This is a genomic window from Roseovarius sp. D22-M7 (assembly GCF_037083785.1).
GTDB lineage: Bacteria > Pseudomonadota > Alphaproteobacteria > Rhodobacterales > Rhodobacteraceae > Roseovarius.
In genome coordinates, this window is sequence record NZ_JBAPKY010000002.1 from 1 (window position 1) to 15,345 (window position 15,345).

The 15,345-nt window shown below is 65.6% G+C and carries 11 protein-coding genes, 2 tRNA genes and 2 pseudogenes; 2 read left to right on the top strand and 13 right to left on the bottom strand.

The features are described from left to right. Positions 1-463 precede the first annotated feature (463 nt). Positions 464-646 (top strand): hypothetical protein, encoded by a 183-nt coding sequence (locus tag V8324_RS01005; protein ID WP_336418047.1) that lies wholly within the window; start codon positions 464-466, stop codon positions 644-646. Between the two features lie 52 nt (positions 647-698). On the opposite strand, the gene V8324_RS01010 is transcribed toward V8324_RS01005, so the two are convergent. The 10 genes and pseudogenes from V8324_RS01010 to V8324_RS01055 all read right to left on the bottom strand — a co-directional run bounded on the left by V8324_RS01010 (position 699) and on the right by V8324_RS01055 (position 11,276). Then, entirely contained in the window at positions 699-1,739 is a 1,041-nt protein-coding gene (locus V8324_RS01010; protein WP_336418048.1) for an integrase, read from the bottom strand. Positions 1,740-2,049: 310 nt separating this feature from the next. Further along, positions 2,050-2,139: transfer RNA gene (locus tag V8324_RS01015), tRNA-Ser, on the bottom strand. Positions 2,140-2,653: 514 nt separating this feature from the next. Beyond that, positions 2,654-2,898, bottom strand: a pseudogene (locus V8324_RS01020) (transposase); the annotation flags it as partial. Positions 2,899-3,180: 282 nt separating this feature from the next. After that, positions 3,181-3,540, bottom strand: a pseudogene (locus V8324_RS01025) (transposase); the annotation flags it as partial. A gap of 618 nt (positions 3,541-4,158) precedes the next feature. Then, positions 4,159-4,950, bottom strand: coding sequence for an FAD binding domain-containing protein (locus V8324_RS01030; RefSeq protein WP_336418049.1), 792 nt, complete (start codon positions 4,948-4,950; stop codon positions 4,159-4,161). An 11-nt stretch (positions 4,951-4,961) separates the two neighbouring features. Further along, positions 4,962-7,325, bottom strand: coding sequence for a xanthine dehydrogenase family protein molybdopterin-binding subunit (locus tag V8324_RS01035; protein WP_336418050.1), 2,364 nt, complete (start codon positions 7,323-7,325; stop codon positions 4,962-4,964). A gap of 119 nt (positions 7,326-7,444) precedes the next feature. After that, entirely contained in the window at positions 7,445-7,930 is a 486-nt protein-coding gene (locus V8324_RS01040) for a (2Fe-2S)-binding protein (RefSeq protein WP_336418051.1), read from the bottom strand. Between the two features lie 118 nt (positions 7,931-8,048). Beyond that, the gene (locus V8324_RS01045) at positions 8,049-9,041 is read right to left on the bottom strand and encodes a molybdopterin-binding protein (protein WP_336418052.1); all 993 of its coding nucleotides are present in this window, start codon (positions 9,039-9,041) and stop codon (positions 8,049-8,051) included. Next, entirely contained in the window at positions 9,038-10,003 is a 966-nt protein-coding gene (locus V8324_RS01050) for an XdhC family protein (RefSeq protein ID WP_336418053.1), read from the bottom strand. Before V8324_RS01050 ends, V8324_RS01045 begins: the two co-directional genes overlap by 4 nt. Before the next feature lie 13 nt (positions 10,004-10,016). After that, complete coding sequence (locus V8324_RS01055; RefSeq protein ID WP_336418054.1) at positions 10,017-11,276, bottom strand: vWA domain-containing protein; 1,260 nt, start codon at positions 11,274-11,276, stop codon at positions 10,017-10,019. A 253-nt stretch (positions 11,277-11,529) separates the two neighbouring features. Between V8324_RS01055 and trxB the strand changes: the two genes are divergently transcribed. Beyond that, on the top strand, positions 11,530-12,474 hold the full coding sequence (trxB, locus tag V8324_RS01060; protein WP_336418055.1) for a thioredoxin-disulfide reductase: 945 nt from the start codon (positions 11,530-11,532) through the stop codon (positions 12,472-12,474). 131 nt (positions 12,475-12,605) lie between these two features. Here the strand turns inward: trxB and V8324_RS01065 are convergent, their stop codons facing one another. The 3 genes from V8324_RS01065 to V8324_RS01075 form a co-directional block, all read right to left on the bottom strand. Then, positions 12,606-13,667, bottom strand: a complete 1,062-nt coding sequence (locus tag V8324_RS01065; protein WP_336418056.1) for a flagellar motor switch protein FliG — start codon at positions 13,665-13,667, stop codon at positions 12,606-12,608. A 169-nt stretch (positions 13,668-13,836) separates the two neighbouring features. Beyond that, positions 13,837-13,913, bottom strand: a tRNA-Arg gene (locus tag V8324_RS01070). A 211-nt stretch (positions 13,914-14,124) separates the two neighbouring features. Then, positions 14,125-15,345 (bottom strand): cysteine desulfurase, encoded by a 1,221-nt coding sequence (locus V8324_RS01075; protein WP_336418057.1) that lies wholly within the window; start codon positions 15,343-15,345, stop codon positions 14,125-14,127.

Genomic DNA, 15,345 nt, shown 5'->3' on the forward strand with positions numbered 1-15,345 from the left:
ACCGTCATTTGGCGAGGCTTAGCCCGCCTCGCCGACCTCGTCGAAGGAGCATGTCTCGCAAACCCGCCCCCGGACACTTGTGGGTAACTGCAAGCCCAGCCGGATGCTTACGCAGGAACGCCACAGTTCCTGCCCCTTTTGGGTCGAAGACGTGTCGCGCGCAGCGGAGAAGCCCGAGGATGGCCGCGGCGACAGGCACCGAAACGATCCCTCGACTTGCTGACGTCAGTGACCCGGCTCTCGCCCAAGAACGGAGTTGGCCCGGCTCTCCATCATCTCACGCCGCCGATCCAACATGTCGGTGCGTCTGTAAGCACGCTCGACGTCCTTCCGACAGTATGCCGCGCGACAAACAAGGTGAGAATTTGTGTTGCCTCATCCAAGAAATGTTTCAAAAATGATACGCAAGTAGGTCATTTCAAAAATCTGCATCGTTCCAAACGCTCGCCGCTATAGCCATGGCATGACAGTTGATCTGAAATCCTTGCAATCGGCCTACGCCAAGGTCGCAGTCCTCGTGCTGCATGACCCGGTGTACCTGCCGATCTTTGAACGCATCGAGCGGGAGATTGCAGCATTGGAGGTCAAGGGCGACGCGATCAGTCGCGCACGCGCCGGCGCGGCCTGTCACAGGGCGGTCTCCTGAATCAGCGCTTGCAGGTTCAGCAGGCTTGCGCCCTTGCCGTAACGCTCACGGTTCAGCGCGTGGCCCATGAGATCGCGCCTGATCCGTTCGTCAACACCAGCAGCAAGCATCCGATCCTCGAAGCTGTGGCGCAGGCCATAGAGCGTGTGCTGTGGTGTTTCCAGGAGGCCAGACCCGCGGAGATACTTGTTGACCGTCGCGGACGGCTGGCGGTGCTTCTGCGATAGCGGGGGAAGCCGTCCGGAAATTCGCGCATGGCCTCGAGGCTGACACCGCATAGGGGAATGACGCGCCGCGCGTTTGCACTTTTCAGTTGGCGCCCGACCGGCTCGATCGACACATGCGGCACGTTGGCCGTCAGGTTGATCTGATCGGCGGTCAGTGCCGCCAACTCACTCGGACGCGCGCCGGTTTTGACCATGGCCAGAAGGATGCACCGTGCTTCATCGTTGAGGCGGTCAAGCGCGCCCGGTGCCATGATCCTGTCCCGGATCCAGCCATCGGAGAAGGGCGGGCGCTGTTTTGCCTCACCTTCCTTGAATTTCAGATCGCTCAACGGCAGCACCAACCCGAGGCGCTTCAATTTGTTCACGGTCTTCAGCACGTCGCCGATGTGGATCAGGTCCTTGTTGGCGCTGTTCGCGGTCAGATCCTCGATTTCCAGCCGTTCCAACCACCAGGATCGGAAATCGAGCATATCATCGCCGGTAATGTCCGACAGGGCCTTGTCACCGATGACGGCGACAAGGTTCTTGATTGCCTTGCGCCGTGGGTTTTTCCAGCGACGAAGTTGATCATCGCTTTTCCCGATAATCTTGTCGCCGGCCATGTGCCAATAGAGGTCCAGCGCCCGCGTGATCGTGATGGCGGGCTCAGTGGCGCCGCCCAAGAGGGCGGCCGCCTCTTTCAGGTCGGGCTTGTCATCAGGGCCTGACACGGCTTCTATGCGCTGCAACAGGTCCTCGGTCGGCACCTTGGCCACCTGATCGGCACGCATGTATCGAAACCCACGCGCCGCGGCCAGCTCACGCGCGGCAGCGAACCGCTGCTCGGCGTCGGAGGTGTCACCAGCCAGCTTTGCTTCCCAAGGCATCCATCATCTGTGACCAAGCCACGCCCGCCTTCTGGTCTGCGACGGACGGACTGTCAGTGTGCAGCGACAGCCATACGAACTTGCGCGGCTCAACGCTTTCATACCGTTTGGGCACCCTCTTGTAGAGAGACAGACCCTTCCCACGTTTCGTGATTGCCACGGCGACACCCCTCTTGCTGCAAGAGGCAGTGTAACGCGTTTTGTAAGGCAGATTGTATAGCAAAAATGACGTATAAGGCGGTCACAACACACAAATAGATCAAAGTTATCTATAAAATCAAGTGCTTAAGTAAGAGTAGAAAATTTGAAATGGCGGAGAGACAGGGATTCGAACCCTGGGACCCCGTAAAGGGTCAGCGGTTTTCGAGACCGCCCCGTTCGACCACTCCGGCACCTCTCCATCGAACTGCTTACTAAAGGTCTTAGCTGTTCTAGGCAAGGGTGATGAACTCAATTTGTGGCCCACTGCCGCCTACGAAGACGTCTTGCAACTGAGTCCGCTACAAACCTCCCTGGAAGACGCTCGCCGCGAGGCGTTTATTGTTGAAATATCGCTGTACGGTCTGGACACCAGCGTTTCCCCCAAAATCAGCGCCGTCACACGATCCGGCCACCGCCGGCTTCCGGTCCGCGAGGCCCCAACGCTCAAACGTGTGAGAAACTCGTTCGTAGCCTCCATTGTGAAACTCACCTCCTGTTACCCAACAGGGGATCAATCTTGAACCTCAGGTTTCAGATGAAAGTGCGCGCCAGATTCTGCATACTTTCAACACGACGTTGTCCAGCATCATATCGGCAGGAAAGCGTTTGAGTTTGGCGGTTTCACCGTCAAGTTCCTTCAGACCGGAGGCATTTGAGATAGTGTCCTAGGGCGTGGTGTAAGAACGCCGACCTTCGGAAAGGCTCAGGTCTGATCAGGCTGTCACGGCGGACAACCTGACATCTGGATTGTCGTTCACGCGCGCGAGAGTTTCAAGGCTCATGTATCGGTGCGCGACGGTCCACGCGTCGATGGTCTCGAGCATGATCGCGCCGACGAGCCTGATGAAGCGTCATCGTTGGGGAAGATCCCCACAATAACGGTGCGCCGCTTGATCTCGCGGTTCACCCTCTCCAGCGGATCCGTCGAGGCGATCTGGGCCCGGTGCTCGCGTGGGAGTTCGCGCCGGTCCGCGCCACGCGCGGCAAACCGTCCGGGGGACGGTTCGAGGCGAGAACGGGCGGAGCCCCCAATGCCGGCGAGAACGATGAGCCATGTCGCGCCATTGGTCCGAGCGACAATGGCCGATGCGCGAGGCGTTCATGAAGGTGCCGCGCTTGTCCTGCTTTTCGCGGAGGGCATCGGCGACCGTGTCCCATTGGGCTTCCGCGTCGGCCTTGCTTTCCGGGGCGAAGATCGTCTTGAGCATCGCCGCCGCCACGGTGCGCGACCCGGCCAGGGCATGGCCTTCACGAGATCGTTCACGGAGCGCGTCGAGACGCCATGGACGCATGCCTCCTGGAGCACCGCCACGAGAGCCTTCTCGGCCGTCCGCCGGGGCTCGAGCAAACCCGGCAGGTAGCTGCCCTTGCGCAGCTTCGGGATCTCCAGCGGGATGCGACCCGCACGCGTGTCACGGTCCCGGTAACCGTTTCGCTGAACGTCCCGCAGAGGCGAACGCGCACCCTTGGCCGCGCCCGTCTGCGTCTCGACCTCGGCTTCCATGATCCGGCCGGCCGCAAGGGCCAGGATCGCGCGCACGAGATCGCCATCGGTCGGCCGTTCAACCGGCTCGAGCAGTGCCATTCTCTCATCGGTCATCGTCATCTCGATCCTTGGTTTCGAGTGTCGCAACCCGAACCTTTGCCGAAGATCGACGGTGGCCGCCAAAGTCGCCACCGGCCGCGCGCCGCGCTACGCCGAGGGCCCCGCGCGCGGCCTCCTACACCAATCGTTGGGACACTGCCATTTGATGCCTCCATGATGCCAAATTCGGACTTCAGCTTGCAAAACGCCACAGGACAAATGCCGTGCCTACGCCGATCTCCATCCGTCGGCAGTCCAGCCTCGTGTTTCTTGATCATGTAGCAAAACGGACGATCGGCGCTGACGGACAACGCCATCGACGGATTGGCGGATAAGGGAAATGATCCGGGAACGAGGCGCCACCGATGTCATTCCTTCCAAGGCCGACCGCGATCTGCCAAAGGGCTTGGATGCCGAACTCTACAGGCAGCGCAATCGGGTCCAGCGACCCTTCGGTCGTCTCAAGGGGTCCAACCGGCACGTGTTTACCTTAATTCAAAGACGACCCGCAACGCGATGTCACGCCGATGACCGGACGCGCCGCTTTACAGGCCATGGTCCCGCTTTCCGAGTCCACATCCTGCCTCGCCGCCCTGCTCCTCGCCGGCTCAAGCCATCACGACTTCCCATGCCCTAGCGGGCGGCAACCACTGCGCGGCGCGTCATCACGCCGACAAGATGGGCACGGTAGGCGCCGCTGCCGTGCATGTCGTCGATCATGTCGTCGCCCGGCAGGGTCAGCCCCTCAACCGCGTCCTCCGCGAAATTCGACGACAGCGCCGCCTCAGCCTCGGACCAGCGAAAGACGCCGTCCTCGGATGCGCCGGTGACCGCGACGCGCACGCCCTCCGAATATTTCGCGACGAACACGCCGACGAGCGCGAAACGCGACGCGGGCTGCTCGAACTTCTGGTAATGCGCCTTTTGTGGCACCGGGAAGCGGATCTCGGTGACGATCTCGCCCTCTTCGAGGGCGGTCGCGAACATCCCCTCGAAGAAGTCGTCCGCGGCGATCTCTCGGGCCGAGGTAATGATCCGCGCCCCCGAGCCGAGTGCAGCGGCCGGGTAGCAGGCCGACGGGTCGTTATTGGCCAAGCTGCCACCTATGGTGCCGCGGTTGCGCACCGCCGGGTCGCCGATATTTGCGGCGAGTGCTGCGAGCGCGGGATAGGCGCCGGCGCCGGCGGCGACATCGGTATGCGTGGTGCCCGCACCGATGCACAGCGCACCGTCATCCGCGGTGCAGATGCCCTGCATCTCCTTGATGCCCGACAGGCAGATCAGCCGGTCCGGCGCGGCCAGACGCTGTTTCAGCGAGGGAATCAGCGTCTGCCCACCGCCGAGCACCGCGCCTTCGGTGCTGTCGGACAGAAGCTTGACCGCGTCGGCAAGGCGCGTGGGACGTTCGATATCGAATGCGTACATGATCGCTCTCCTTATGCCTGCATCGCCTGCCAGACGCGCGAGGGCGACAGCGGCATGTCGATATGGGTCACCTTGCTGCCGCCCGAGTGCAGCGCGTCGATCACCGCGTTGACGACCGCCGGCGGGCTACCGATGGCGCCGGCCTCGCCGCAGCCCTTCACGCCGAGCGGGTTATGCGTGCAGGGAGTCTGGCAGGAATGATCGACCTGGAAGAACGGCACATCATCGGCGCGCGGCATGGCGTAATCCATGTAAGAGCCGCTTTGCAGCTGGCCGTTCTCGTCATAGACGCAGGCCTCGAGCAGCGCCTGCCCGATGCCCTGCCCGATGCCGCCATGCACCTGGCCGTCGACGATCATCGGGTTGATCACGTTGCCGAAATCGTCGGCGGCGGCGAAGCGTTCGATGGTCACGCGGCCGGTATCGGGATCGACCTCGACCTCGCAGGCATAGGCGCCCGACGGGTAGGTGAAGTTCGCGGGATCGTAGAACGCGGTTTCCTCCAGCCCCGGCTCGATATCCTCGAGCGGGTAATTGTGCGGCACGTAGGCGGCCAGCGTGACATCGCCCCAGGCGACGGATTTGTCGGTGCCGGCGACAGTGAACTGGCCGTCCTTCAGCTCGATATCGGCCTCGGCGGCCTCCATCAGGTGCGCGGCGATCTTGCGCGCCTTGTTGATGATCTTCTCGGTGGCGCGGACCATGGCGCTACCGCCTACGGCGATGGAGCGGCTGCCATAGGTGCCCATGCCCATCGGCGAGTTGGCGGTGTCGCCGTGCACGATCTCGATCTGGTCGGCGTCGATGCCGATCATCTCGGCCACCACCTGCGCGAACGAGGTCTCGTGTCCCTGCCCGTGGCTGTGGCTGCCCGTCATAACGGTCAGCCCGCCGGTGGCGTTGACCCGGACCGTGGCGCTTTCATACAGTCCCGCGCGCGCGCCCAGTTGCCCGACGAGGTTCGAGGGCGCGATGCCGCAGGCCTCGATATAGCAGTTGACGCCAAGGCCGCGCAGAAGACCCTTGGACTCGCTTTCCTGGCGGCGGACGTCGAAGCCCTTGAGATCGGCGATCTCTTCCAGCTTGTCGACCGTCGCGTGGTAGTCGCCGGTGTCGTATTCCACCGCCACCGGGGTGGCATAGGGGAACTCGGTGATGAAGTTCTGGCGCCGCAATGCCAGCGGATCGACGCCCAGCTCGCGCGCCGCCTTGTCGATGACGCGTTCCAGTTGATACGTCGCCTCGGGGCGCCCGGCGCCGCGATAGGCATCGACCGGAACCGTGTTGGTGAAGACCGCCTTTACGTTGACGTAGATCAGCGGCGTCTTGTAATTGCCGGCCATCAACGTGCCGTGCAGCCACGTGGGGATCGAGGGCGCGAAGGTCGACAGATACGCGCCCATATTGGCATGCGTGTCGGTGCGCAGGGCGGTGAAATTGTTGTCGGCATCGAGCGCGAGTTCGATCTTCGTCACGTGATCGCGCCCATGCGCATCCGTCATGAACGCCTCGGAGCGCGAGCAGGTCCATTTCACGGGGCGATTCAGGGCCTTCGCGGCGAAGGTGCAGAACGCCTCCTCGGCATAGTGGAAGATCTTCGAGCCGAACCCGCCGCCCACGTCGGGGGCGACCACGCGCAGCTTGTGCTCGGGGATGCCCAGCACGAAGGCCCCCATCAGCAGCCGGATCACGTGCGGGTTCTGGCTCGTGGTGTAAAGCGTGTGATCCCCCGTCGACCGGTTGAAATCGGCCACCGCGACGCGCGGCTCCATCGGGTTGGCGACAAGGCGGTTGTTGACCAGTTCCAGCGTCGTGACATGCGCGGCTTTCTCGAAGGCTTCGTTGACCGCCGCCTTGTTCTCCTCGACGAAGCCCCAGTCGTAGCAGAGGTTCGAGGTCAGATCGTCATGCACCTTGGGCGCGCCGTCTTTCAGCGCCGCTTTCATGTCGACGACCGCGGGCAGTTCCTCGATATCGAGCTCGATCGCCTCGGCGGCGTCGCGCGCCTGTTCGCGGGTCTCGGCCACCACCGCGGCGATCGGGTCGCCCACGTGGCGCACCTTACCCTGCGCCAGCACGGGGTGGCCCGGCTCCTGCATGACCTCGCCGAAGCGGTCGGTGACCTGCCAGCCGCAGGGCAGCCCGCCGATCCCCTCGAAATCCTTGCCGGTGAAGACCCGCAGCACGCCCGGCATGCCCTCGGCGGCGCTGGTCTCGATCTTGTTCAGCCGTCCATGCGCCACGTCCGAGCGCAGGAAATGCACATAGGCCTGTCCGCGCAGGTTGATGTCATCGGTATAGTTGCCGGTGCCGGTCAGGAACCGCACATCCTCGCGCCGCTTGCTGCTGGCGCCGATGCCTCCATCCTTTGGCATGTCTCGATCCTCCCAAATGTTGCGGGGCTCCGCCCCTTGCGGCCCGCTGCGCCTTCATCTTTCCCGAAATACTCCGGGGGAGCGCCGCAGGCGCGGGGGCAGCGCCCCCGGATAAACGCTCATTCCGCCGCGATGCGGCTCACATCCTGCCCCGAGGCTGCCAGCACCGCCTTGACGATGTTGTGATAGCCGGTGCAGCGGCAGATATTGCCTTCGAGATAATCGCGCACCTCGGCCTCGGTGGGTGTCGGGTTTTCGGCCAGAAGGGCCGCTGCCGACATCACCATGCCAGGCGTGCAAAAACCGCATTGCAGCCCGTGATGCTCCTTGAAGGCGGCCTGCACGGTATGCAGCGTGCCATCCCCCTCGGCCATCCCTTCGACCGTCGTCACTCCGGCGCCTTCGGCTTCGGCGGCGAACATCGTGCAGGCCTTCACGGCCTTTCCGTCGACATGCACCACGCAGGCCCCGCACTGGCTGGTGTCGCAGCCCACATGGGTGCCGGTCAGGCCCATGTTCTCCCTCAGGAATTCGACAAGAAGCGTGCGGCCTTCGATGCGGCCCGACGCCGGCTTGCCATTCACGGTCATGGTGACCTCTGGCATTGGCTCCTCCCCTGTTGCCTCAAACCCTACCAAGGCGGTCCTCCACCGCCGCGATCGGGCCATTGCTGCTGACACCTAAGCACGCCTTCGCCGGCTTGAGAACCCGGTTTCTTTCGCCCTAGCGATGTGTCGCACGGCGCGGCTGCGGCCGGCTGGGGATCTCCTTGAGCAAGCCCCCCACCCCCATGCGCGCGATCTCGTCCGACCCGCAGGCCAGCCCACAGGCCAGCCGAGCCAGCACCCAGTCGGCACCATGCAGCACCGGGCTGCGCGCCGATCCCGGCAGGCCGACCACCGGCACCGCGCCGCGCCGACCGAAAAACAGCAGGTTGCCGGGATCGACCGGCATCCCGAACCGCGTCACCTCGCCGCCCGCCGCGCGCAATGCCGCGGGCGCCGTGTCGAGCGGATCGGAGGTGGCCGAGCCGGTGAGTATCAGCACGATCTCGCCGCGGGCGGCGGCGATGGCGCGCGCGAGCGCCTCCGTCTCGTGCGCGCAGGTCACCGTTTCGGCCATCTCCATCCCCATCCCGGTGACCCGAGCCGCGACCGCGTCGGCACCCTTGTCACCCGGCCCGCCCGGCGTATCGGTGACGATCAGGCTGGCGGTGCGGTACTGTGCCACCGCCAGCCGCAGCGCGCCGCGCGCGGCGTCCGCAGCCCGCGTCACCGCCATACCCGGCACGCCGTAGGCAATGATCTTGACCGTTGCCATCATCCCGCCCACGCGGATCTGGTGATGGTCCGGCACCGTCGCCACGGTGATCATCGGATCCACGGCATTTGCGGCATGAATGGCCTGCGCGTCGAGGCAGACCACGCCGGGCCGGTCGGCGATGAGGTTCACCCGCCCGGTGAAGGCCCGGCTGCGGCTGATCCCATCGGCGCCGTCGCGAAGCGCCTCGGCGAGGGTCCGGGCCGCGTCGTCCTCGTGCAGATCCCCCGCATCGAGGCGCGCGACGGTCACGCTGGCGTAACCCGCCGCGCGCAACGCCGCGATTTCCTCGGGGCCCAGCACAAGGCCCTTGCGCAGACGGCCACCGCTGACATGTTCGGAATGCGCGAGAATGCCGCCCTCGGCCTCATCCAACGGTACCGCTCCGAACCTCATGCGCCACGCCGCAGGACGCGGATCATCTCGGCAAGGATGCTGACCGCGATCTCGGACGGTCCCGCCGCGCCGATGTCAAGCCCGATTGGCGCGTGGATTCGCGCGATCTCGGCCTCGGACAAACCGGCATCCTGCAATCGTTCCACGCGCGCGGCATGCGTCCGGGTCGAGCCGAGCGCGCCGATATAGAACACGCCCGAGCGCAGCGCCTCGATCAGCGCGGGATCGTCCAGCTTGGGGTCATGCGTCAGCAGCACCACCGCCGTGCGCGCGTCGAGCCCGAGCGCCCGCAGCCCCTCGTCGGGCCAGTCATGAAGCACCGTCTCGCCGGGAAACCGCGTCTCGGACGCGAAGCTTTCGCGGGGATCCACGAGCAGCGGGTCGAACCCCGCGATCCGCGCCATCGGCACGAGGGCTTGGGCGATATGCACCGCGCCTACCAGGATCAGCCGCAACGGCGGGTTGTGGATGGCGACGAAGGTGGTGCCGTCGGCCTCGAACCCCGAGCGGTCCATGCGGAAGCGGTCAGCATGGCCCTCGCGCTCCAGCCTGCGGTCCACGTCGAGGCCGGTGACATAGGCCACGGGGATGCGCCCCTCGCGGGCCAGCACCAGATCGGCCAGCAGATCCTCGGGCAGGACCGATCCCACCGGTTCGACCAGCACGCGGATGGTACCGCCACAGGCAAGCCCCACTGCAAAGGCGTCGCCGTCGCTCACGCCGTATTCCAGCATCACGGGGCGGCCGGCCTCGATGGCATCGAGCGCCTCGGCGACCACCGCCCCCTCGACGCAGCCGCCCGAGACCGACCCCGCGATCTCGCCCTCGCCCGAGATCGCCAGTTGGCTGCCCACCCGGCGCGGCGCGCTGCCCCATGTCTCGACCACGGTGGCCAGCGCCGCGCCCTTGCCGGCGCGGTGCCAGCCGAGGGCCGTCTCGGGCGTGTCGTCGAATCGTTCCATCACCATGCTCCTTTCAGCCCTGCATCGCCGCCATCAGCCGCGCCTTTTCGCCGGTATCGCCCTGCCGCGAGATCGCGTCGGCCAGATCGTCGAGCGTGGCGATCGAGTGGCCGGCGCGGAACGCATCCACATGCGGCAGCATCGCGCGGATGCCTTGCGCCTTGGCCGCGAACCCCTCCCACCGCAAGAGCGGGTTGAGCCACAAGAGCCGCCGCGACGACAGGTGCAGGCGTTCCATCTCGCGGGCCAGATCCTCGGGGGCGTCGCGATCCAGCCCGTCGGTGATCAGCAGCACGACCGCCCCCTGCCCCATCACCCGGCGCGACCAGTCGCGGTTGAAGGCGTGCAGACAGGCGCCGATGCGCGTGCCGCCCTCCCAGTCCTGTGCCTGGCGGCCGGCGGCGGCAAGGGCGGCATCGACATCGCGGGTCGCCAGATGCCGGGTGATGTTGGTCAACCGCGTCCCGAAGGTGAAGGCATGCACCTGCGCCCATCCGGCGCCCTTCTGGTTGGCGACGGCATGCAGGAAATGCAGCACCATGCGGCTGTACTGGCTCATCGAGCCGGAAATGTCGCACAGCACCACCAGGTTCGGCCAGCGGTCGCGCGGCGCCTTGCGGTGGATGCGCCGCATCTCGCCGCCATGCCGCAGCGCGCCGCGCATCGACCGGCGCATGTCGATCCGGGCGCCCTGCGGGCTGGCGATGCCGCGGCGCGAGGCGAAGGGTTTCACGGGTAGACGCAGCCGCGCCAGCATGCGCTTGGCCTCGGCGATCTCGGCGGTGCTCATCTGCTCGAAATCCAGCTGGCGCAGGCGTTCCTCGGTCGACATGGTGGCCGAGGCGTCGATGTCGATCTGCATCTCGTCGCTGTCATCGGTCTCGATCCCGGGGGCGTCCTGCGCCACGCCGTCCAGCAGCGCCTCGGCAGCGCGTTTCTCTGCGGCCTGCGCACCGCGATCCTCCTGCACGCCGCGAATGGCCGGCAGCATCATCGCCATCATGTGCTCCATGTACCGCGGATCGCGCCAGTAGAGCCGGAAGATCTGCGCGAAGACCGTCAGATGCTCAGGCCGGGTGACCAGCGAGGCGCGCAGGGCGTAGAAGAAATCCTCGCGGCTGGTAAAGCCGGCGGCGGCCGCGGCGCGCACCGCGTCGATCACCTGCCCGGGCCCCACCGGCAGCCCGGCTGCCCGCAGCGCGCGCGCGAAATGGGTGATGTTGTGACCCAGCTTGGGGTCGTCCGGCAGGTCGATATCCGGGTATCGGGGCATTTTCAGGTCAGCCAGCCATCCGTTGCGCTTGGCCCGGATCTAACACCCGCGCGGAAAGAGGGATACAGCAAACGTGCCTCGCGCCGGAAGCGGCCATTATGACTGCGGCCGGTTTCCGGGGCGACACGGCGTACGGCGTGAACCCTTTGGAGTGATCAGGTTCCCGCAGGCCCGCATAAAAAACCGGGCAATCAGCTTTCTTCTCGCGGCGCGGTCGCCTATCTGTGAGCGGACAGAAACGCCGGAGACACGCATGACAGATCCCGTTCACACCAGATGCCTGATCATCGGGTCCGGCCCGGCCGGATACACTGCCGCGGTCTATGCCGCGCGGGCGATGCTCAATCCCGTGCTCGTGCAGGGGATCGAGCCGGGCGGGCAGTTGACTACCACCACCGAGGTCGAGAACTGGCCAGGCGACACCGAGGTGCAGGGCCCCGACCTGATGGTCCGGATGGAGGCGCATGCGAAGGCCATGGGCTGCGAGGTGATCGGTGACATCGTCAGCGATCTCGATGTCGATGCGCGGCCGTTCCGGGCCACAGGTGACAGCGGCCGCGTCTACACCGCCGATTCCGTGATCCTCGCCACCGGGGCGCGGGCGAAATGGCTGGGCCTGCCCTCGGAAGACGCGTTCAAGGGATTCGGCGTCTCGGCCTGCGCGACCTGCGACGGGTTCTTCTATCGAGGTCAGGAAATCGTGGTGGTCGGCGGCGGCAACACCGCCGTCGAGGAGGCGCTGTTCCTGACGAATTTCGCCTCGAAGGTCACGCTGATCCATCGCCGCGACAGCCTGCGCGCCGAGAAGATCCTGCAGGACCGGCTGTTCCGCCATCCCAAGATCGAGCCGCTATGGTTTCACACGCTCGACGAGGTGGTCGGCACCGACAACCCCAAGGGCGTCGAGGGGGTGCGGGTGAAGCATGTCGAGACCGGCGAGATCACCGAGATCCGGTGCAAGGGCGTGTTCATCGCCATCGGCCACGCGCCTGCGTCGGAGCTGGTGAAGGGCAAGGTCGAGATGCATCACGGCGATTACGTGCGGGTCGAGGCGGGCAGCACGCGGACCTCGATCCCCGGGCTTTTCGCCGCCGGCGATCTGACCGATCACCTCTACCGGCAGGCGGTGACCAGCGCCGGGATGGGCTGCATGGCCGCGCTCGATGCCGAGAAATTCCTCGCCGATCAGGACGGCTGAGCCGGGTCTGTTCCAGCGGAGTGGCTGCGCCACACGGTGTTCTTGGCAGACGCGCCGTGCGGCGCGTGCCGGGGGCCATTGGATGCACTCTGCCTCGCGCGAAAACCGAGATGCGCGAACATTACGCGCCGTCACGCGGCTCCGGCGTCGTCCTCTTGCTCTTGCAGGGTGATCTCCTCGGCCGCCTCGAGCCGTCGGATGGCGTTGATCACTTCGCGCATCGCCGTATCGGCGTCGCGTGCCCGCACGGTGCCGGTTTCGGTGATTTCCTCGCGCAACGCGTCGGCCATCCGCTCTCCCATGTTTTCGAGGATGTACTCCGCCGCAGAGGCGAGATCGCCCGCAAGCGCACCGGACAGCGCCTTGACCAGCACCGGCTGCTCGACCTCGCGCACGATGCGGGGAATGTCGGCGGGCCTGATCCGCGCGGGGATATGCTCGAACGTGAAGATCGCGCGGCGCACGAGGGCCGCGAAATCCTGATCCGTCTCTTCGAGCCCTTCCATCATCTCGTCTCGGGTGATGCTGGTGGAGGAGTTGAGGATCGCGCCCACGCGTTCCACGGCACCGGTGGTGAACGCGCTTTCGGGCACGTCGTGAAGCTGCGCGGCCAATGCCAGCCCGATGCGATCCACCGCGGTGGGGCTGACCGAACCGGTCTGCGAGATCGCGTAGGTGATGCGCCGTGCCACGGGCCCCGGCAGGCGCCCCAGCAGATCGGCGGCGCGCGCCACTTCAAGCTTCGACAGGACCACCGCGGAAACTTCGGGGCTTTCCCCCTCGAGAATCGGCAGGAGCGCGCCCGGCTCGGCGGTCTTCACCAGGGTCCACGGATCGCCATATTGGCGCACACCCGCCTCCTTGCGCAGGCGCATCGCGGTTTGCGGGCTGATCCGGCCGTCAAGAGCGGTGAGCGCCCCGGCCACGCCGCGCGGAAAGGTCAGGCCCATGCCTTCGAGTTCATGGGCGAATTCCGCGACGACATCGGCGAGCGTTCCACGATCGACATAGCGCATCGAGCCCATCTGCGTGGTCAGTCGGGCCTGCAGATCCTCGGGCAGATCGGTGAGGGGGACGTCCGTGCCCTCGTTCAGAAGGAAGCGGACGATGATCGCGGCCTTCTGGGCGCGGTTGAGATGCGCGGACGCCGAGCGTCGCGCGGGGGCGTCGATCCGTGCCGGTGGTGCACCCATGGGCAAGCCTTTTCGGTTCCGTGACAATCCACGCGATCATAGCGGGAAAGGCGTGAACAAAGGCTGAATGGGGACGCGTCGTGCATGCCGAATCCCCGCAGGCGCGGCAGTACTACAAGCGGTGACCGTGGCGGGACCGAATACAAGATGATGTGGGCCGAGGGGCAAATGGTGGTCCCAGCAGGATTCGAACCTGCGACCTTTCGCTTCGGAGGCGAACACTCTATCCAGCTGAGCTATGGGACCCTGTCATCTGCCTTTTCCGGCCGTTCCCGCCATGGCTGGGCAGGGTCGGCCCGATCTCGTCTGTCCGTCACGCGCCGCATCGGATGCGTACCGGATGTACGCCGTGTACGCGAAATCGGTACGCATGTGAAGCCGGGAATGCCGCGCCGCGGGGGCGCGGCCGGATATTTTTTCGCCGGCCCGCGCCATCACGATGCCCCGCGCCTTGCGATCAGCCGAAAAGGTCGTGCGCAAGCTCGAGCGCGTCGATCAGGGCGTCGACCTCGGCGCGGGTGTTGTACATCCCGAAGGACGCGCGGCAGGTGGCGGCGGTGCCCATATGCTCCATCAGCGGGCCGCAGCAATGCTGGCCGGCGCGCACCGCGACCCCCTTCTTGTCGAGGATCGTCGAGACGTCATGCGCATGCGCCGACCCGTCCATGGTGAACGAGAAGATCGCGGCCTTGTCGGGCACCGTGCCCTGCACGGTCAGCCAGTTCAGCCCGGCGAGGCGGTCCTGCGTGTAGCGGCTGAGATCGTCCTCATGCGCGGCGATCTCGGGCATGCCGATGCCCATCATGTAGTCGAGTGCCACGCCCAGCCCGATGATCTGCACGATGCCGGGGGTGCCGGCCTCGAACTTCATCGGCGCGTCGTTGTAGATCACCTCGTCCTTGGTGACCTCGCGGATCATGTCGCCGCCGCCGATGAAGGGCCGCATCTCGGCCAGCCGGTCGCGGTGCACGAAGATCGCGCCCGATCCCGAGGGCCCGTAAAGCTTGTGCCCGGTGACGGCGTAGAAATCGCAGCCGATATCGTCGATATCGACGGGCAGGTGCACCGCCGCCTGGCTGCCATCCACGAGCACCGGCACGCCGCGCGCGCGGGCGCCCTCGCAGATCGCCTTGACGTCGACCTTGGTGCCCAGAACGTTGGACAGGTGGGTGATCGCGATCAGTTTCGTGCGCGGGGTGATCGCGTCGAGGATCTTCTGCGGATCGAGATACCCGCGCGAATCGACATCCACCCATTTCAGCACGACGCCCTGCCGCTCGCGCAGGAAATGCCACGGCACGATATTCGCGTGATGCTCCATCACCGACAGCAGGATCTCGTCGCCGGCCTCCATCCGCGGCATGGCCCAGCCATGGGCGACCATATTGATGCCCTCGGTGGTGCCGGAATTGAGGATGATCTGGCGCTCGTCCGCGACCCCGAGGAAACGCGCCACGGTGCCGCGCACGCTCTCGTATTTCTCGGTCGCGATATTGCTGAGGTAATGCAGCCCGCGATGCACGTTGGCATATTCATGCGTATACGTGTGGGTGACCGCGTCGATCACCACCTGCGGTTTCTGCGCCGAGGCCCCGTTGTCGAGATAGACGAGAGGCTTGCCGTTCACCTCGCGCGACAGGATCGGGAAATCGGCACGTATCTTTTCGACGTCGAGCAT

Bases quoted from the DNA above. Each gene is read 5' to 3' on its own strand.
- V8324_RS01005 (WP_336418047.1), top strand. From the start codon at position 464: ATGACAGTTGATCTGAAATCCTTGCAATCGGCCTACGCCAAGGTCGCA.
- V8324_RS01010 (WP_336418048.1), bottom strand. From the start codon at position 1,739: ATGCCTTGGGAAGCAAAGCTGGCTGGTGACACCTCCGACGCCGAGCAG.
- V8324_RS01030 (WP_336418049.1), bottom strand. From the start codon at position 4,950: ATGTACGCATTCGATATCGAACGTCCCACGCGCCTTGCCGACGCGGTC.
- V8324_RS01035 (WP_336418050.1), bottom strand. From the start codon at position 7,325: ATGCCAAAGGATGGAGGCATCGGCGCCAGCAGCAAGCGGCGCGAGGAT.
- V8324_RS01040 (WP_336418051.1), bottom strand. From the start codon at position 7,930: ATGCCAGAGGTCACCATGACCGTGAATGGCAAGCCGGCGTCGGGCCGC.
- V8324_RS01045 (WP_336418052.1), bottom strand. From the start codon at position 9,041: ATGAGGTTCGGAGCGGTACCGTTGGATGAGGCCGAGGGCGGCATTCTC.
- V8324_RS01050 (WP_336418053.1), bottom strand. From the start codon at position 10,003: ATGGAACGATTCGACGACACGCCCGAGACGGCCCTCGGCTGGCACCGC.
- V8324_RS01055 (WP_336418054.1), bottom strand. From the start codon at position 11,276: ATGCCCCGATACCCGGATATCGACCTGCCGGACGACCCCAAGCTGGGT.
- trxB (WP_336418055.1), top strand. From the start codon at position 11,530: ATGACAGATCCCGTTCACACCAGATGCCTGATCATCGGGTCCGGCCCG.
- V8324_RS01065 (WP_336418056.1), bottom strand. From the start codon at position 13,667: ATGGGTGCACCACCGGCACGGATCGACGCCCCCGCGCGACGCTCGGCG.
- V8324_RS01075 (WP_336418057.1), bottom strand. From the start codon at position 15,345: ATGCTCGACGTCGAAAAGATACGTGCCGATTTCCCGATCCTGTCGCGC.